Genomic DNA, 21,078 nt, shown 5'->3' on the forward strand with positions numbered 1-21,078 from the left:
GCGGCTGCCAGACCACATGATCCCCGCCGCGGTCGTGGTGTTGCAGGCGCTGCCGTTGACACCCACCGGCAAGCTCGACAACCGCGCCCTACCGGCACCCGAATACACCGAGACGGATCGTTACCGTGCCCCGGCCAGCCCCCTCGAGGAGATTTTGGCCGGCATCTACGCCGAGGTGCTGGGGCTGGAGCGGGTCGGGGCTGACGACTCGTTCTTCGACCTGGGCGGGGACAGCATTTCGGCGATGCGGGTGATCGCGGCGATCAACACCACATTGGAAACCGGCCTCTCGGTGCGCACCGTGTTCGAGGCGCCCACGGTCGCCCAGCTGGTGCCTCGCATCGCTGGGGGTTCACGTCGGCGTGAGCCGTTGGTGGCGGTGGAGCGGCCGGCGGTGGTGCCGTTGTCGTTTGCCCAGCAGCGGTTGTGGTTCATCGACCAGTTGCAGGGGCCGTCGCCGGTGTACAACATGGCCACGGCGGTGCGGCTGGTCGGCGAGTTGGACGTCGAGGCGCTCGGTGCGGCGTTGGGTGATGTGGTGGGTCGCCATGAAAGCCTGCGCACGGTGTTTGTGGCGCCCGACGGCATTGCCCAGCAGGTGGTCCTGCCGGTGGACCGGGCCGATTTCGGTTGGCAGGTGGTTGATGCCGGCGGCTGGTCGGCGGTCCGGTTGGACGAGGCCATCGCCACGGCGGCGCGGCACAATTTCGATTTGGCGTGTGAGATTCCGTTGCGGGCAACGCTTTTCCGCCTCGCCGACGACGAGCATGTGTTGGTGGCGGTGGTGCACCATATCGCTGCCGATGGCTGGTCGATCACCCCGTTGGTGGCCGATCTTGGGGTGGCCTATGCCAGCCGGTGTGCCGGACGGGCGCCGGATTGGGCGTCGTTGGCGGTGCAATATGTCGACTACACGCTGTGGCAGCGGCGAACCTTCGGTGAGCTCGACGATGCCGCCAGTCCTATCGCGGGCCAACTGGCTTATTGGGAGCACGCGCTGGACGGGCTGCCCGAGCGGTTGCAGCTGCCCACCGATCGGCCTTACCCGTTGGTGGCTGATCAGCGCGGCGCCAGCGTGGTCGTGGACTGGCCCGCGGGATTGCAGCAACAGGTCGCGCGGGTGGCCCGGGAGCACAACGCAACCAGTTTCATGGTGATTCAGGCGACCTTGGCGGTGTTGTTGGCCAAGCTGAGCGCCAGCGCTGAGGTGGCGGTGGGCTTCCCGATCGCCGGGCGCAGTGATCCCGCGCTGGATAAGTTGGTCGGGTTTTTCGTCAACACCCTGGTGCTGCGTGTCGATGTAAACGGCAATCCCACCGTCGCCGAGTTGTTGGCCCAGGTGCGCGCCCGCAGCCTGGCCGCCTACGACCACCAAGATGTGCCCTTCGAGGTGCTGGTGGAGCGGCTCAACCCGACCCGAAGCCTGTCCCATCACCCGCTGGTACAGGTAATGCTGGCCTGGCAGAACTTGGTCGGACCCGACAACGGCTCCGCCGCGACGTTGCCCTTCGGTGACCTCGACGTCACGCAGATCCCCGTTGAAACGCGCAGCGCCCGAATGGATTTGGTCTTTTCGCTGGCTGAACGCTGGAGTGAGGCCGGCGAGCCCACCGGCATCTCCGGGGTAGTGGAGTTTCGTACCGACGTGTTCGACGCGCCCAGCATCGAAGCCTTGATTGAGCGGTTGGCTCGGGTGTTGGCGGCGATGACCGCCGATCCCGGCCAGCGGTTGTCTGCGCTGGATGTGCTCGATGCCGGTGAGCAGGCTCGGTTGGATCAGCTCGGTAATCGTGCGGTGTTGAGCGCGCCGGTGACCGCGTCGGTATCGGTGCCGGTGTTGTTTGCCGCGCAGGTGACGCGCACGCCCGACGCGGTAGCGGTGACCTTCGAGGGCCGCGGCTTGAGTTACCGCCAGCTGGACGAGGCGTCTAATCGGTTGGCGCATCTGTTGGTCAGCCACGGTGTGGGCCCCGGTGGGTGTGTGGCGCTGCTGTTCCACCGTTGCGTTGACGCGGTGGTGGCGATGTTAGCGGTTTTGAAGGCGGGGGCGGCGTATCTGCCGATGGACCCGGCGCTGCCGTCGGCGCGAATTGAGTTCATGCTCACCGATGCTGCTCCCACGGCCGTCATCACCACGACTGATCTGGTCGGGCGGCTAGAGGGCCATGAGGTTGTGGTCGTCGAGGTCGATGATCCCGCAATCGATCACCAGCCCAGCACGCCGCTACCGACGCCGGGCCCCGATGACATCGCTTACCTGATTTACACCTCGGGCACCACCGGGGTCCCCAAAGGGGTGGCCGTCGCCCATCACAACCTGGCTCACTTGGCCGAATCGTCTCCTTCTCAGCTGCCGGCGGTACAGGTGTGGACGCAGTGCCACTCGTATGCGTTCGACTTTTCGGTGTGGGAGATCTGGGCTGCGCTGCTCGGTGGTGGGCGGCTGGTGGTGGTGCCCGAAGAGGTGGCGGGTGCACCAGATGATTTCCACGACCTGCTGGTTGGCGAGCAGGTCAGCGTGTTGACCCAGACGCCGTCGGCGGTGGCGGCGCTTTCCCCGCAGGGGTTGGAGTCGACGGCGTTGTTGCTCGGCGGGGAGGCGTGCCCGGCTGAGGTGGTGGATCGGTGGGCCCCGGACCGAGTGGTGATCAATGCCTATGGCCCGACGGAGGCCACGGTGTATGTGGCGCTCAGTGCGCCGCTGACAGCTGGGTTGGCGGTGGTGCCGATCGGTGCACCGGTGGCGGGTGCGGCGTTGTTTGTGCTCGATGGGTGGTTGCGTCCGGTGCCGGTCGGGGTGGTCGGGGAGTTGTATGTGGCCGGTCGCGGGGTGGGCGTGGGCTATGTGGGCCGGGCGGGGTTGACCGCCTCGCGTTTCGTGGCCTGTCCGTTCGGAGCCCTGGCAACTCGGATGTATCGCACCGGGGATCTGGTGTGTTGGCGGCTTGATGGGCAGTTGGATTACCTGGGTCGCGCTGATGAGCAGGTCAAGATCCGCGGGTATCGCATCGAGCTCGGCGAAATCCAAACCGCCCTAGCGAATTTGGCTGGGGTGGAGCAGGCGGTGGTGATCGCCCGCGAAGACCAACCCGGCGTCAAACGCCTGGTCGGGTATGTGACGGGAACCGCCGACCCGGCCCAGGTACGTGCCATGTTGGGCGAGCGGCTGCCGGCGTATATGGTGCCCGCGGCCATGGTGGCGATCGACGCGTTGCCGTTGACGGCCAGCGGCAAGCTCGATACTCGCGCCCTGCCGGCGCCGGAATACACAGGTGTGGAACACTATCGGGCCCCGGCCACCGCGATCGAAGAGATCCTGGCCGCTATCTACGCCGAAGTCTTGGGCCTGGAGCGGGTCGGGGTGGATGACTCCTTCTTCGAGCTGGGCGGGGACAGCATCTCCTCGATGCAAGTAGTGGCGCGGGCCCGTGCGGCGGGGCTGGTGTGTCGCCCGCGGGATGTATTCGTCGAGCAAAGTGTGGCCCGGCTGGCCCGGGTGGTCAGCGCGGCCCAGGCCGATGGAGTGGTCGACGTGGGTATCGGCCCGGTGGCCGCGACCCCGATCATGCATTGGCTGGCCAGCTTGCAGGGCCCGACCGACCAGTTCAACCAGACCATCGTCATGCAGGCTCCCGCGGACGCGACCAACGCCGACGTGGTCGCCATGGTGCAGGCCTTGCTGGACCGGCACGCCATGTTGCGCGCGCGCCTCGATGACGCAGCGGGCGCCAGGTCGCTGCAGGTGCCCGAGCCGGGTGCGGTAGACGCGCGCGGGTGCCTGCAGGTGGTGGACGCCTTATCCGAACAGGCGTTGGTGGAGGCGCGGGCGCGGTTGAACCCGACCGCAGGGGTGATGGTCAGCGGGTTGTGGGCCGCCCAGAGCGGTCAGTTGGCGTTGGTCGTCCACCATCTGGTCATCGATGCGGTGTCGTGGCGGGTTGTGCTCGCCGACCTCAACACCGCCTGGGCCCAGCATCGCAGCGGTCAAGCAAGTGCCGTGCCCACTACTGGGACGTCGTTCCAACGGTGGGCGGCAGTGGTGGGCGAGTACGCGCACCGCCACGAGGTCGTCGAGTGGGCCGACGCCTGGAAACAGGTGGCCGGGGCCCCCGCCCCCTTCGCCGCGCCCCAGCCAGCGGAGGACACCTATGCCAGCGCCGGGCATCTGTCGGTGTCGCTGGAGGTCGAAAACACCCGAATGCTGGTCGCTGAGGTACCCACGGCGTTTCACGTCGGCGTTCAAGACATTCTGGTGATCGCCTACGCCCTGGCGGTGGCGCACTTTGTGGGCAACGGGTCCGCGCCGATCGGTATCGACGTCGAAGGTCATGGCCGCCACGAGGAGCTGGACCCTCAGATCGACTTGTCCCACACGGTCGGCTGGTTCACCATCAAATACCCGGTGTCGTTGACCATCGGTGACGGGCTGCGCTGGGCCCAAGTTGCGGCCGGGGAAGCGGGACTGGGAGCGCTGGTCAAGCACGCCAAAGAGCAGCTGCGGGCGCTACCGCACCCACTGAGTTACGGGGCGCTGCGCTACCTCAACCCCGACGTGGATTTGGGCGACTCGGACCCGGTGATCGGCTTCAACTACCTTGGCCGGCTGGGCGCTGCCACCGGCGACGAGCTAGCCGATCTCTGGCGCCTCGATCAAGCCGGCGTGGCCGACATCGGTGCGGCTGCAGCAGTACCCATGCCGCTAGGCCACAGCGTGGAACTCAACGTTGGCACCGTCGACACCGCGGCCGGCCCCCAGCTACACGCCAACTGGATCTGGGCGCCCTCAGCACTCGATGAGGCGGCGGTCAGCGAGTTGAGCCGGTTGTGGGTGCAGGCGCTGGATGGGATTTGCGCGCTTGTGCGCGCCGGTGGGGGTGGGCTGAGCCCGTCGGATATTGTGCCGGCCCGGTTGAGCCAGCCCCAGATCGATGAGCTGTGCCGGCAGTACCGGGTCGCCGATATTTTGCCGTTGACCCCGCTGCAGCAGGGTCTGCTGTTTCACGCCAGCACCGCATCCGGCAACGACGCCGATCTGTATGCGATGCAACTCGATATCACCGTCACCGGCGCCCTCGATGCGCATCGGCTGCGCGAGGCGGTGCACACCGTGGTCAACCGCCACCCCAACCTGGCCGCCCGATTCGGTCCACACTTTGAGCAGCCGATGCAGATCATCCCCGAGGACCCGACCGCGGGCTGGCAATACATCGAGCTTGACAGCGACGGCGATGCCGATGTCGACGAGCTGATCCGGCAGCTGTGTGCGGCGGAACGCGCCGCGGTCGGCGATCTTGCTCACCCGCCGGCGTTTCGGGTGGCCTTGATCCGCACCGCCCCACACCGGCACCGGTGCGTGCTGACCTTCCATCACATCGTGATCGATGGCTGGTCCTTGCCGATCGTGCTGGGGGAAATCTTCGCGGCCTATAACGGCCGGCGGCTTTCTGCGCCCGGCTCGTATCGCCGGTTTGTCAGCTGGCTGGCCGACCGCGACCTAGATGCCGCCCGCGCGGCCTGGACCGAAGTGCTGGCCGGTTTTGACACCCCCACCCTGGTGGGACCGGCGGGCCGGTTAGGGCCAGCGCAGCGAAGTATCACCTCCTACCGGGTCCCTGAACACACCTCCCAGGCCCTCAGCGAGCTCGCGCGCTCCCACCACACCACTATCAACACGGTGCTGCAGGGTGCTTTCGCGCAGCTGCTGTACGGGCTGACCGGCCAAGCCGACATCGTCTTTGGCACCACCGTGTCGGGGCGACCCACCGAGGTGCCCGGCGCGGAGTCAATGGTGGGCCTGTTGATCAACACCGTGCCAGTGCGCGCACACCTCACCGCGACAACGAGCACCGCCGAGCTGCTTGACCAACTGCAAAATGCCCACAACCACACCCTGGAGCATCAGCACTTGGCGCTCAGTGAGATTCATCGCCTCACCGGCCACGACCAGTTGTTCGACACCTTGTTGGTGTTCGAGAACTACCCGGTCGACACCGCCGCGCTGGCGGGCGTCGACGAGTTGTCCGTCACCGCGTTCAGCAGCCGCGAGGCCACCCACTACCGGCTCACGGTGCAAGCCCAACCGGGTCCCGAACTGGGCCTGCGCATCGAATACGACACCGAGGTGTTCGACACCGCCAGCATCGAGGCCCTGATCGCGCGGTTGCAGCGGGTCTTGGTGGCCATGATCACCGAGCCCACCCGGGCATTGTCGAAGCTCGATGTGCTCGACGAGGTCGAGCATGCCCGACTGGACGGGTGGGGCAACCGTGCGGTGTTGAACCAGCCGGTGACCGCGCCGGTGTCGGTGCCGATGGTGTTCGCCGCCCAAGTCGCGCGCACGCCCGAGGCGGCGGCGCTGACCTGCGGGCAGCATTCGTGGACCTACCGCGAACTTGACGAGGCCGCGAACCGGTTGGCGAATCTGTTGGCAGACCGTGGGGTGGGTCCCGGTGATCGGGTAGCGCTGCTGTTCAACCGGTCGGCTGAGGCTGTTATCGCGATGTTGGCGACGCTCAAGACCGGGGCGGCGTACCTGCCGATCGACCCGGCGCACCCGCGGTCGCGAATGGAGTTCATGCTCACCGATGCGGCGCCGATCGCCGCGATCACCACCGCTGAGCTGGCCGCACAGCTCGACGGGTTTGACGTGGTGGTGATCGATGTCAACGACACCGCTATCGACAGCCAACCCAGCACCGCACCACCGCCGCCGGCCCCCGATGACATTGCTTACCTGATTTACACCTCGGGCACTACCGGTGTCCCCAAAGGCGTTGCCATCACCCACCACAACGTCACCCGGCTATTCCACGCCCTAAATGCCGACATCGAGCTGACGCCTGGACAGGTGTGGACCCAGTTCCACTCCTTGGCCTTCGACTTCTCGGTGTGGGAGATCTGGGGAGCCCTGCTCCACGGTGGGCGGCTGGTGGTCGTGCCCGAAGAGGTGGTCCGTTCGCCGGACGACTTCCACGCGCTGCTGGTTACTGAACGCGTCAGCGTCGTAAGCCAGACCCCGTCGGCGTTTTATGCGCTGCAGGCCGCCGACGCGCTGCAGTCCGAGGCGGGCCGTCGGCTGGAGCTTCAGACGGTGGTGTTCGGCGGCGAAGCGCTTGAACCACAACGTCTTCGGACTTGGCTGCATAACCACCCGGGTCTCCCGCGTCTCATGAACCTGTATGGCATCACCGAGACGACGGTGCATGCCTCGTTGCGGGAAATTGGCGGCCACGACGCCGAGCGCGGTGCCAGTCCCATCGGCATGCCATTGGCGGACCTCGCGTTCTTTGTGCTCGATGGCTGGTTACGGCCGGTGCCCGCCGGGATGGTCGGCGAGCTGTACGTGGCCGGCGCCGGGGTGGCCTGTGGGTATGTGGGTCGGGGTTCGTTGACGGCGTCGCGGTTTGTGGCGTGTCGGTTTGCCGGCGCCGGCGGTGCGGGAACGCCGGGACAGCGCATGTACCGCACCGGGGATCTGGTGCGCTGGGGTGCCGACGGGCAGCTGCAGTATCTCGGTCGCGCCGATGAGCAAGTGAAGATCCGCGGGTATCGCATCGAACTCGGCGAAATCCAAACCGCCCTAGCGAGTTTGGCGGGGGTGGAGCAGGCGGTGGTGATCGCCCGCGAGGACCGCCCCGGCGACAAGCGCCTGGTCGGCTACATCACCGGCATTGCCGACCCGGACGAGGCGCGGAGCGCGCTGGCCGACCGGCTGCCCGCCTATATGGTTCCGGCCACGGTGGTGGCGATCGATGAGCTGCCGCTAACACCCAACGGCAAACTCGACAAGCGCGCGCTACCAGCACCCGACTACACCGATGGCGATCGTTACCGCGCCCCGACCACCCCCACCGAGGAGATCCTGGCCGGCATTTACGCCCAGGTGTTAGGACTGCAGCGCGTCGGGGTCGACCAGTCGTTCTTCGGCCTGGGTGGGGATTCGCTGTCGTCGATGCGCCTGGTCGCGGCGATCAACACCAGCCTGGATGCGGGCCTTTCGGTGCGCACCGTGTTCGACGCGCCCACGATCGCCCAATTGGCGCCCCGCATCGGAGGAGAGGGGGGTCGGCGTACGCCGCTGGTCGCGGTGGAGCGGCCCGCGGTCATCCCGCTGTCGTTTGCCCAGAGCCGATTGTGGTTCCTCAGCCGCTTCGAGGGTGGGGTTGCGACCTACAACATTCCGACCGCTTTTCGGATGAGCGGGGCGCTGGATATCGAGGCGTTGAGCGCGGGTCTCGATGACGTGATCGCCCGACACGAATCGCTGCGCACCGTATTTCCCGACATTGACGGCGTGCCATACCAGGACGTGTTGCCGGCCCAGGCCGGGATGTGGCGGCGCGGGGGCGCGGCGCTGGTGTCGTTGCCGGAGGAGGATCTCGCTGCAGAGTTGATGGCCTTGGCGGGGTATCGGTTCAACTTGTCGACCGAGATTCCCATTCGTGCGCAGATCTATTCGGTAGGTTCCGAGCAGTATGTCCTCGGAATTGTGGTGCACCACATCGCTTTTGACGGGTGGTCGCTGGCTCCGATGGTCCGCGATATGGCCGAGGCGTATCGGGCGCGGCGGCAGGGCCGGGCGCCGCAGTGGGCGCCGCTGCCGGTGCAGTACGTCGACTACACACTGTGGCAACGGGATTGGCTGGGGGCGGAGACCGATCCCGACAGCGTGATTGCCGCTCAGTTGCGGTACTGGCGGCAGCAGTTGGCCGATCTGCCGGAGCTGGCGTCGTTGCCGACCGATCACGCCCGTCCGCCGGTGCCCAGTTACCGCGGTGATCGGGTGGAGATCCGCATCGACCCGCAGGTGTGGGCGGGGGTCAAGGGGCTGGCGGCGGCGCATAACGCGACGGCGTCGATGGTGTTGCAGGCGGCCTTGGCGGTGGTGTTGCACCGTGTCGGAGCCGGCGAGGACGTGGTGATGGGCACGCCGATTGCCGGACGGCTGGATGCGGCACTCGATGATCTGGTCGGGTTTTTCGTCAACACCTGGGTGTTGCGGGTCGGGGTGAATTCCCAGCAGCGGTTTAGCACTGTGCTTCAGCAGGTGCGGCAGAAGGCGCTGGATGCCTACTGCAACCAGGATGTGCCGTTCGAGCGCCTCGTTGAGCAGCTCAACCCGGCCCGCTCTACGGCGCATCATCCGCTGTTTCAGGTAGCCATGGTCTTCCAGAACAATGTGCGCCCAGGGATTTTGACGTTCGACGGGGTCAGCGTCGAGCCGCTGGGGGCCACAACCCACACCGCCAAGTTCGACCTCGAATTCCATCTGAGCGAGGTGCGCACTGAGGACTCCGCCGCGCCGATGGCCGCTGGGGTGGTGTCGTATGCCACCGATTTGTTTGACCACGCCACCATTGAGCGGTTGGTCACCTGGTTTGACCGGGTGATCGAGGCGGTCGCGGCGGATGCGTCGGTCGTCGTGGGGGATGTGGCGTTGCTGGGTCGCGGTGAGCGCGATCTGGTGCTGTCGCAGTGGTCCGGTGTTGCTATGGAGGCGCCGGTGGGCCTGGCGCCGCAGTTGCTGGCCGCGGCGGTGGCGGCCGATGCGGACGCGCCGGCGGCGGTCGACGGTGGACGGGAGTTGTCGTATCGCGACCTCGATGAGTGGTCGACGCGACTGGCGCGGGTACTGATCGAGGCCGGGGTCGGTCCGGAGCGCGCCGTGGGCGTGGCGATGGATCGGTGTCTGGAACTGGTGGTGGCCTGGTGGGCGGTGGTCAAAGCCGGCGGCGTCTACGTGCCGGTGGATCCGGCCTATCCGGTCGAGCGAACCGCCACGGTGTTAGACGCAGTGGCTGCCGTGTGTGTGTTGACCTCTGGCGAGGACACCGTCGCCGGGGCCGGGGCACGCCCAGTGCTGCGCATCGACGGTCTGGACGTGTCCGGGCGCTGTGCGTATCCGATTACCGACGCCGACCGCACGGCGCCGCAGGAGGCGAATGACACCGCCTACGTGATTTTCACCTCGGGGTCCACCGGTATCCCCAAGGGAGTGGCCGTCAGCCACGTCGGTCTGCTGGGATTGGTTGCGGCGCAACGCGAAATGTTCGGGTCAGGCGCGGATGCGCGGGTGTTGATGGTGGCCGTCCCGACCTTCGACGCGTCGGTGTTCGAGATGTTGTGGGCGGTCGGATCCGGGGCGGCATTGGTGGTGGCCCCGCCGCAGGTGTACGCCGGAGACGCATTGACCGGGCTGCTGCAGGACCAGCGGGTCAGCGCGGCGGTAATCACTCCGTCGGTGTTGTCGTCGCTGGATCGTACCCGGCTGGGCGGGCTGGACACGCTGCTCACCATGGGGGAGGCCTGCCCGCCGGAGTTGGTGGCCGCCTGGGCGCCGGGCCGGCGGATGTTCAACGCCTACGGTCCCACTGAGGCCACCATCTGGGCGACATGCAGTGCGCCGCTGTCGGCGGGGCAGACGGTAGACATCGGGGCCCCGATTCCGGGGATGTGCGCGCTGGTGCTCGACGCGCGGCTTAACCCTGCACCGGTCGGGATGATCGGCGAGCTGTATTTAGCGGGACCCGGGGTGGCGCACGGCTATGCGGGTCGGGCGCAGCTGACCGCGGAACGGTTCGTGGCCAACCCGTATCAGGGTGCGGGGCCACGCATGTACCGCACCGGTGACCTGGTGCGCTGGACCCGCGCCGGCACCCTGGATTACCTGGGCCGCGCGGACACTCAGATCAAACTGCGTGGCCAGCGCATCGAGCTGGGCGAAATCGAAAACACGCTGTTGGCTTGCCCGCAAGTCGCCCGGGCCGCTGTCACCGTGCATCAAAGCGACAGCGGTGCCCACCTGATCGCCTACATCACCGTCGAGCACACCAGCACCGCCGATCACGACGCCGAAATCGTCGAAGATTGGCAACACCTCTATGACGAGTTGTACGGCGCCGAGGCCGAGACGCCGGGGTTCGGCATGGATTTTCGGGGCTGGAACAGCAGCTACACCGATAACCCGATTCCGCTTGAGGAGATGGTGGAGTGGCGTTCCGCCACAGTGAATCGGATCTTGGCTCTGCGGCCGCGGCGGGTGCTGGAGATCGGGGTGGGCTCTGGACTGGTCATGTCGCAGATCGCTCCGGAGTGTGAGCACTACGTCGCCACGGACATGTCGGCGGTGGTCATCGACAATCTGGCCCGCACGCTGGAGCAGCTGCAGATTCCGTGGCGTGACCGGGTCGAGCTGCTGACTCAGCCGGCCCACGTTACCGAGGCGCTGCCGCGGGGCTGCTTCGACACCATCATTCTGAACTCGGTCGTGCAGTACTTCCCCAACGCCGGATACCTGGCTGACCTCATTGACAACGCCATGGATCTGTTGGCTCCCGGCGGGTCACTGTTTATCGGTGATGTGCGCAACCACAACCTGCACGGCGCGTTTCAAACCGGCGTCGCGCTGGCCCGCACCACCTCTACCGACACCGCCGAGGTACGTCAACGAGTCCAGTCCGCCATGCTCGGCGAACCCGAATTGTTGCTGGGCCCAGAGTTTTTCACCACCGTAGCCGCCAATCATGCGTCGGTGGCCGGAGTTGACATCGAAGTCAAACGCGGATTAGGCGACAACGAACTCAACCGGTACCGCTACGACGTCATCTTCTACAAGGCCCCAGCCCCGGTGCGCTCAGTGGCCGCCGCACCGACCTGGGCGTGGACCGACTGCGCAGGCCTGGACGGGCTCGGTACGCGGTTGATATCCGAACGTCCCCTCACCGTTCGCGTTACCGGCATTCCCCGCGCCGGACTGATCAGCGACGTCAGGATCGAACGCGGCCTCGCCGCCGGCCTGCCCGTGGCCGACGCACGTGCCCAAGCCGCCACCGAAGATGCCGACGCCGTCCCCGAAACATTGCACCGCCTCGGTGAAACCAGCGGATACCACGTCGCCGTCACCTGGGGCGCCCGGCCCGGCACCCTGGATGCCGTCTTCATAACCCCCACCGATAACGATGGCCAGCACACCCCACCACTGACCGACCTCTACCTGGCCCCCGTCGACGCGGACCAAAGCCGGATCCACGCCAACGACCCCCAGACCAACACCAAGGTCAGCGCCGTGCGCCAGCGGTTGAGCGCGCGGTTGCCCGAGTACATGCTGCCGACGCAGATCGTGGTGCTCGAAGAGTTCCCGCTGACCCCCTCAGGCAAGCTCGACCGCAAGGCGCTGCCGGCGCCGTTGTACGCCGGCGCACCGTTCCGGGCGCCACACACGCAGACGGAGAAGGTCGTCGCCGAGGTGTTCGCCGAGGTGTTGGGCGTTGATCGCGTCGGGCTTGACGACGACTTCTTCGCGCTCGGTGGGGATTCCCTGATCGGCACCCGGGTGAGCGCGCGGCTGCAGTTGGCGTTGGGCAGAGAAGTGCCGGTGCGGTATCTGTTCGACGCGTCCACCGTCGGAAATCTCGCGCAGTATCTGGACCGGCATCGTGGCGGCACTGCTCGCCCGCCGGTGCAGCGGATGGCGCGGCCGACGCGGATCCCACTGTCGTATGCCCAGAGCCGGTTGTGGTTTATCGACCAGTTGCAGGGGCCGTCACCGGTGTACAACATGCCCGCGGCGTTGCGGTTGCGCGGGGGGCTCGATGCCGACGCGTTGGGTGCGGCGCTGGCCGACGTGGTGGACCGGCACGAAGGCCTGCGGACTCTGTTTACCGCGCACGAGGGGATACCCCTGCAGGTGGTGGTACCCGCTGAGGAAGCCGATTTAGGATGGAGTGTTGTCGATGCCACCGGCTGGTCGACAGCCCGGCTGGATGAGGCTATCGGCGCCGCGGCGCGCTACACGTTTGATCTGGCCAGCGAAATCCCTTTGCGCGCCTGGCTTTTCCGCGTGGCCGACGACGAACACGTGCTGGTGATCGTGGTGCACCACATCGCGGCGGACGGCTGGTCGATCACGCCGTTGGCGCGCGATTTGGGTGTGGCATATGCCAGCCGGTGCGCGGGGCGGGCCCCCGACTGGCCGCCATTGGCGGTGCAGTATGCCGATTACACGCTGTGGCAACGCGAGCAGTTTGGTGATCTGGCGGACAGCGACAGCCCCATCGCTGCGCAGCTGGGCTTTTGGGAAGACGCCCTGGCCGGGATGCCCGAGCGCCTGCAGCTTCCCACCGATCGGCCCTACCCGCCGGTTGCCGATTACCGCGGCGCCCATGTGGCGGTTAACTTGCGGGCAGAGCTGCAGCAGAGCGTTCACCGAATTGCTCGCGAGCACAATGCCACCAGCTTCATGGTGGTTCAGGCCGCCCTGGCGGTGCTGCTGTCCAAGATCAGCGCCAGCAGCGATGTGGCGATTGGGTTCCCGGTCGCCGGGCGCCGCGACCCCGGACTGGATGAGTTGGTGGGGTTCTTCGTCAATAGCTTGGTGCTACGTGTCGATCTGGCCGGTGATCCCACTGTCGCCGAGCTGCTGGCCCAGGTCCGACGGCGCAGCCTCGCCGCCTACGAACACCAAGACGTGCCTTTCGAGCTGCTTGTCGAGCGACTCAATCCCACGCGGTCGCTTAGCCATTCGCCGGTGACCCAGGTGGCGTTGGCCTGGCAGAATTTGCCCTGGCAGCATAGCGGCTCCACCGCCGGATTGACCTTCGGTGATCTGCAGGCCACACAGCTGCGGGTCGACACTCGCACCGCCCGCATGGACCTCGCCTTTTTCCTGGCCGAACGCTGGACGGGGGACGGTGAGCCCGCCGGCATCGGCGGAACGGTGGAGTTTCGTACCGATGTGTTCGATGCGGCCAGCATTGAGGTGCTGATCGAGCGGTTGGAGCGGGTGTTGGTGGCGCTCACCGGCGACCCGGCGCGGCGGTTGTCGGCGGTGGATCTGCTTGATGCGGCTGAGCACGACCGGCTGGATCAGTGGGGCAGCCGCGCCACGTTAACTCAGCCTACGCGCCCGGCGGTGTCGGTTCCGGCGCTGTTTGGCGCGCAGGTGGCCCAGGCGCCGGAGGCGGTGGCGATCCGCTGCGGGGAGCTGTCACTGACGTACCGCGAACTCGATGAGGCGTCGAATCGGTTGGCGCACTTGTTGATTGGCAGGGGTGTGGGCCCGGGTGGGTGTGTGACGCTGCTGTTTCACCGTTCCGTTGAGGCGGTGGTGGCGATGTTGGCGGTGCTGAAGAGCGGGGCAGCGTATTTGCCGATGGATCCGGACGCGCCGGCGGCGCGGATCGAGTTCATGCTCACCGACGCTGGACCGGTGGCCGCGATCACCACCGCGGAGTTGGCCGATCGGCTGGACGGGCACGACCTGCCGGTGATTGATGTCAACGACCCGGCGGTGGATGTCCAACCGAGTACGGCGTTGCCGGGACCGGCCCCCGACGATATCGCCTACTTGATCTACACCTCGGGTACCACGGGGGTGCCCAAGGGGGTTGCGGTCACTCATTCCAACGTGACGTATTTGGCGGAGTCGTTGCCCACTCGGCTGCCGGTGAATCAAGTGTGGACGCAGTGCCATTCGTATGCGTTCGACTTTTCGGTGTGGGAGATCTTCGGTGCGTTGTTGCGGGGCGGGCGTTTGGTGGTGGTGCCCGAGTCGGTGACGGGCGCACCGGACGAGTTCCACGACCTGCTGGTTGCCGAGCGGGTCAGCGTGCTGACCCAGACGCCGTCGGCGGTGGCGGCGCTTTCCCCGCAGGGGCTGGAGTCGACGGCGTTGTTGCTCGGCGGGGAGGCGTGCTCGCCTGAGCTGGTGGATCGGTGGGCGCCGGGGCGGACGGTGGTCAACGCCTATGGCCCGACGGAGGCCACGGTGTATGTGGCGCTCAGTGCGCCGCTGACAGCTGGGTTGGCGGTGGTGCCGATCGGTGCACCGGTGGCGGGTGCGGCGTTGTTTGTGCTCGATGGGTGGTTACGCCCGGTGCCCGCTGGGGTGGTCGGTGAGTTGTATGTGGCCGGTGCCCGGGTCGGGGTGGGGTATGTAGGTCGGGCGGGATTGACGGCCTCGCGGTTTATCGCCTGCCCCTTCGGCGGTCCGGGAACTCGCATGTATCGCACCGGCGATGTGGTGTGTTGGCGCGCTGATGGACAGTTGCAGTATCTGGGCCGCGCTGATGAGCAGGTCAAGATCCGCGGGTATCGCATCGAGCTCGGCGAAATCCAAACCGCCCTAGCGAGTTTGGCTGGAGTGGGGCAGGCGGTGGTGATCGCCCGCGAGGACCGTCCCGGCGATAAGCGTCTGGTGGGCTATGTGACTGGGACCGTCGACCCGGCCCAGGCGCGCGCCGCGCTGGCCGAGCGGCTGCCCGCGTATATGGTGCCCGCGGCGGTGGTGGCACTCGAAGCGTTGCCGTTGACGGTCAACGGCAAGGTGGACACCCGGGCCCTGCCGTCTCCGGAATATCAAGCCTTGGATCGTTACCGCGCCCCGAGCACCCCCACCGAGGAGATTTTGACCGGCATCTACGCCGAAGTGTTGGGTGTTGAGCGCGTCGGGATCGATGACTCGTTCTTCGATTTGGGTGGGGATTCGCTGTCGGCGATGCGTCTGGTCGACGCGGTCAACGCCGGGCTGCACGCCCACGTCACGGTGCGCGCGGTGTTCGAGGCGCCGACGGTCGCCCAGTTGGCGCCGCGGGTCGGGGCGGAGGCAGGCCGGTATGAGCCGTTGGTGCCCGCAGCGCGACCCGCGGTGGTGCCGTTGTCGTTTGCCCAAAACCGGTTGTGGTTTATCGACCAGTTCCAGGGCCCTTCACCGATCTATAACATGCCGGTGTCGTTGCGGCTGCGAGGGCCGCTTGACACCGAGGCGTTGGGCGCCGCGCTGGCCGATGTGGTGGGTCGCCATGAGAGCCTGCGCACGCTGTTCCCGGCCGTCGAGGGGGTACCCCGCCAGCTGGTGGTGCCCGCCGAGCGGGCCGACTTCGGCTGGCAGATCATCGACGCCGGCGATTGGCCGGCCGCCCGGCTGGCGGAGGCCCTCGACGCGGTGGTGCGGTACACGTTTGACCTGTCCACCCAAATCCCGCTGCGCGCCACGCTTTTCCAGCTCGGTCAAGACGAGCACGTGCTGGTAGCCGTGGTGCACCATATCGCCGCCGATGGCTGGTCGATCGCCCCGCTGGTGCGTGACCTGGGGATGGCCTACGCCAGCCGGTGCGCGGGGCAAGCCCCCGGCTGGGCGCCATTGGCGGTGCAGTATGTCGATTACTCGCTGTGGCAGCGCGCGCAGTTGGGCGAGCTGCACGATCCGCACAGTGCTATCGCCGCGCAGTTGGCCTACTGGGAGAACGCCCTGGCGGGCATGCCTGATCGCCTGCAGCTGCCCACCGACAGGGCCTACCCACCGGTGGCCGATTTTCGCGGCGCCAGTGTGACGGTGGACTTGCCCGTCGGGCTGCAGCAGCAGGTGACGCTGGTGGCACGTGAGCACAACACGTCCAGTTTCATGGTGATTCAGGCCGCCTTGGCGGTGCTGCTGGCCAAGCTCAGCGCCAGCGCAGATGTGGCCGTCGGATTCCCCATCGCCGGACGGCGCGACCCCGCGCTCGACGAGCTGGTCGGGTTCTTCGTCAACACCTTGGTGCTGCGGGTCGATTTGACCGGAGATCCCAGCTTGGCCGAGCTGCTGGCCCAGGTGCGAGGACGCAGCCTGGCCGCCTACGAGCACCAAGACGTGCCCTTCGAGCTGCTCGTTGAGCGGCTCAACCCGACCCGCAGCCTGACCCACCACCCACTTGTGCAGGTGGCGTTGGCCTGGCAGAACTTCGCCGGGCAGGACACCACGAAGCTCGCCGCCGGACTGGCCTCCGGCGACCTGCAGATCGCGCCGCTGCCGGTGGACACCCACACCGCACGCATGGACCTGACCTTCTCGCTGGCCGAACGCTGGACCGATGCCGGCGAACCCGCCGGCATCGGGGGCGCGGTGGAATATCGCACCGACGTGTTCGACGCGGACACCATCGAGGCGCTCATCAAACGGTTGGAGCGGGTGTTGGTGGCGATCACGGCCGACCCCGGCCGGCGCCTGTCGTCGGTGGATCTGCTCGATGAGGCTGACCACGCCCGCCTCGATGAGATCGGTAATCGGGCAGTGTTGGCCCGGCCCGCACCGTCGGCTCCGGTTTCCATTCCGGCGTTGTTCGCCGCGCAGGTGAAGCGTGCCCCGGATGCGGTGGCAATGGTATGCGGCGATTGTTCGTTGACCTATCGCGAGCTGGAGGACACCGCTAACCGGTTGGCGCACCTGCTGGCCGACCATGGTGCGGGCCCGGGGCAATGTGTGGCGCTGCTGTTTTCCCGGTCGGTCGCGGCGATCGCGGCGATGTTGGCGGTACTCAAAACCGGCGCAGCCTACGTCCCAATCGACCCGGCGCTGCCAGATGCCCGGATCGAGTTCGTGCTTGCTGATGCCGCGCCGATCGCCGCGATCACCACGGCGGCGCTGCGATCCCGGCTGGACGGATACGACCTACCGGTCGTCGATGTCGAAGAGCCCCACATTCGTAGCTACCCGTGTGATGCGTTGCCCGCGCCGGCGCCCGACAACCTCGCCCACATCATCTACACCTCCGGCACCACTGGGGTGCCCAAGGGCGTGGCGGTCAACCACCACAACGTGATCCAGCTGTTCGATTCGCTGGATGCTGGCGTGGAGTTGACGCCGGGGCAGGTGTGGACACAGTTTCACTCGTTGGCCTTCGACTTTTCGGTGTGGGAAATCTGGGGTGCATTGCTGCATGGGGGTCGTCTGGTGGTGGTGCGCGAAGACGTGGCGCGCTCCCCGGAGGACTTCTACGACCTGCTGGTTGCCGAACGGGTCAGCGTGTTGACCCAGACTCCCTCGGCTCTGGGGATGCTCTCGCCGGAGGGGTTGGAGTCGGCGGCGTTGGTCATCGGCGCCGAGCCCTGCCCTGCCGAGCTGGTGGATCGCTGGGCGTCGGGGCGGGTGATGATCAACGTCTACGGCCCGACTGAGACGACGATGTGGGCGTCCAAGAGTGCGCCATTGACGGCGGGGTCGGGGTCGCCGCCGATCGGCTCGCCGGTGCCCGGCGCTGCTTTCTTCGTACTGGATGGCTGGTTGCGCCCAGTGCCGACCGGTGTGGTCGGCGAGTTGTACATCGTCGGTCGCGGCGTCGGGTGCGGGTATTGGCGTCGGGCCGGGTTGACCGCGTCGCGGTTTGTGGCGTGTCCGTTCGGCGGGCCTGGACAACGGATGTACCGCACCGGGGATCTGGTGCGTTGGCGCGCTGATGGGCAGCTGGATTATTTGGGGCGCGCCGACGAACAGGTCAAGATCCGCGGCTATCGCATCGAACTTGGCGACGTTCAGGCGGCGCTGGCCGCGCTGGACGGGGTGGAGCAGGCGGTGGTGATCGCCCGCGAAGAACACCCCGGCGACAAACGCCTGGTCGGCTACATCACCGGGGTCAGCGGGACGCCAGATCCGGCCGGGGCACGCGCCGCGCTGGCCGCGCGGCTACCGGCATACATGGTCCCTGCGGCGGTGGTGGCGCTTGACGCATGGCCGTTGACGGTCAACGGGAAACTCGACCGACGCGCCCTGCCGGCACCGGAATACCAGGGCACCGATCGTTACCGCGCCCCTGCTACCCCCACTGAGGAGATCCTGGCCGGCATCTACGCCGAGGTGCTCGGTGTCGAGCGAGTCGGGGTGGATGACTCGTTCTTCGATCTGGGCGGCGACAGCATTTCGGCGATGCGGGTGATCGCGGCGATCAATGCCACTTTGGATGCGGACCTTTCGGTGCGAACTTTGTTCCGCGCGCCGTCCGTCGGCAGCTTGAGCCAGCAGTTGGGCAGACCTGCCAGCGAGTTAGAAGTAGTCCCAATGGAGGTCCTCAAAGAGGGCACCGGTCTTCCGCTGTTCTGCGTCCATCCCGGCGGTGGAATGAGCTGGCCGTATCAGCGTCTTGGCCATTACCTGGCCTGCCCGATCATCGGAATTCAACAACTCCTTCAGGACGGCGAAGCCGAACCCCGGTCAATTCGCGAGATGGCGAGGAACTACGCCGACAGGGTCCAAGAGGTGGATCCGGACGGGCCCTACAATCTTCTGGGCTGGTCTTTTGGCGGCCTCGTCGCGCATGAAATCGCTATCGAGCTGCAGCAACGTGGATATGTGGTCGGACGCCTCATCATTTTCGATGCCCAGTTCAGTCTCGAGGGCGCGACCTTGCCGAACCATCCATTAGAGGACCAGCAGATGCTGGAAGAAATCTTGCGGTTCTACGGTATAGATATTCCCGAGCAGGAAGAGCCGCTTACCGCCGATCAGATAGAAAAGGTAATGCTCGCACGAGGGGTCAAAGATTTTCCTCGATACAAACGGCTTGTGGATTGGTTAATCCAAAACTTCAATACGAATACGGAGTTGCAGCGAACTCACGAACCCCGCATCTTCGATGGTGATGTGGTCATATTCTCTGCCGCGCGTGGCGACAGCGGTCGAGGCCAATATCTTGTCCAAGCTTGGCGGCCGTACGTCGCTGGCGATATCACCGAGCACTCGATCAATTCCGTGCATGAAAACATGTTGACTGTCGAATCGCTCAACCTCTCTGGCGAACAGCTCAAACTCTTGTTGGAAACCTGAGGCCGCGGTGTAGGGGAAACTCCCGGCGGTCGACGTAGGCGGATACAACCTTGGTATTGGGTGTTTTGCCTGCTCAGGCGTAACGCAGCAAGGCGCACCAGTGCTTCGGCCGTAACACGCTGTTAACACGACTTGCCTACTGTTCGAGTATGGATCGACAGAAGGAATTCGTCCTCCGCACGCTCGAGGAGCGAGACATCCGCTTCGTGCGGTTGTGGTTCACCGACGTGCTCGGCTACCTGAAGTCGGTCGCGATCGCACCGGCCGAACTCGAAGGCGCCTTCGAGGAAGGCATCGGCTTCGACGGCTCCTCCATCGAGGGCTTCGCGCGGGTGTCGGAGTCCGACACCGTGGCGCACCCGGACCCGTCGACGTTCCAGGTGCTGCCCTGGACCACCAGTACCGGCCACCAGCACTCGGCGCGGATGTTCTGCGACATCACCATGCCGGACGGCTCGCCGTCGTGGGCCGACCCGCGGCATGTGCTGCGGCGTCAACTGGCCAAAGCCAACGATCTCGGCTTCTCCTGCTATGTGCATCCCGAAATCGAATTCTTCTTGCTGGAGTCCGCGTCGGACGACGGGTCGTCGCCGGTTCCGATCGACAACGCCGGCTACTTCGACCAAGCGGTGCACGAATCCGCGTCGACATTCCGCCGGCACGCGATCGAGGCGCTGGAGTTCATGGGCATCTCGGTGGAGTTCAGCCACCACGAAGGTGCCCCGGGTCAGCAGGAGATCGACCTGCGTTTCGCCGACGCCCTGTCGATGGCCGACAACGTGATGACCTTCCGCTATGTCATCAAAGAGGTGGCACTGGAAGAAGGTGTGCGGGCGACGTTCATGCCCAAGCCGTTCGGGCAACACCCCGGCTCGGCGATGCACACCCACATGAGCCTGTTCGAGGGCGACGTCAACGCCTTCCACAGTGACGACGACCCGCTGCAGTTGTCGGATGTCGGCAAGTCGTTCATCGCCGGAATCCTGGAACACGCCTCTGAAATCAGCGCGGTTACAAATCAATGGGTCAACTCGTACAAGCGGCTGGTGGTCGGCGGCGAGGCGCCCACCGCCGCCTCCTGGGGCGCGGCCAACCGGTCGGCTCTGGTGCGGGTTCCGATGTACACGCCGCACAAGACGTCGTCGCGGCGGGTCGAGGTACGCAGCCCGGACTCGGCGTGCAACCCCTACCTGGCGTTCGCCGTGCTGCTGGCCGCCGGCCTGCGCGGGGTGGAGAAAGGCTACGTCCTGGGGCCGCAGGCCGAGGACAACGTGTGGGACCTCACGCCCGAGGAACGCCGCGCGATGGGTTACCGCGAGCTGCCGTCCAGCCTCGACAGCGCGCTTCGTTCCATGGAGGCCTCCGAGCTCGTCGCGGAAGCGTTGGGGGAGCACGTCTTTGACTTCTTCCTTCGCAACAAGCGTCGGGAGTGGGCGAACTACCGCAGCCACGTCACCCCCTACGAGCTGAAGACTTACCTGTCGCTGTAGCGGTTGCGCTACCGT

At 66.4% G+C, this 21,078-nt stretch carries 2 protein-coding genes (1 of these 2 only partly in view); both read left to right on the forward strand.

Going from position 1 to position 21,078, the window contains the following annotated elements; translation table 11 throughout:
* Positions 1 to 19,573: the 3' portion of a non-ribosomal peptide synthase/polyketide synthase gene (locus AC5Y21_RS21845; protein ID WP_499915376.1), read on the forward strand. 10,310 nt of this gene lie to the left of the window's left edge; only the last 19,573 of its 29,883 coding nucleotides appear in the window; its start codon lies beyond the left edge, outside the window; it ends in the stop codon at positions 19,571 to 19,573.
* Positions 19,574 to 19,722: 149 nt separating this feature from the next.
* Complete coding sequence (glnA, locus tag AC5Y21_RS21850; RefSeq protein ID WP_499915378.1) at positions 19,723 to 21,063, forward strand: type I glutamate--ammonia ligase; 1,341 nt, start codon at positions 19,723 to 19,725, stop codon at positions 21,061 to 21,063.
* The last annotated feature ends 15 nt before the right edge of the window (positions 21,064 to 21,078 follow it).

It is taken from the genome of Mycobacterium sp. NGS41, assembly GCF_059812725.1.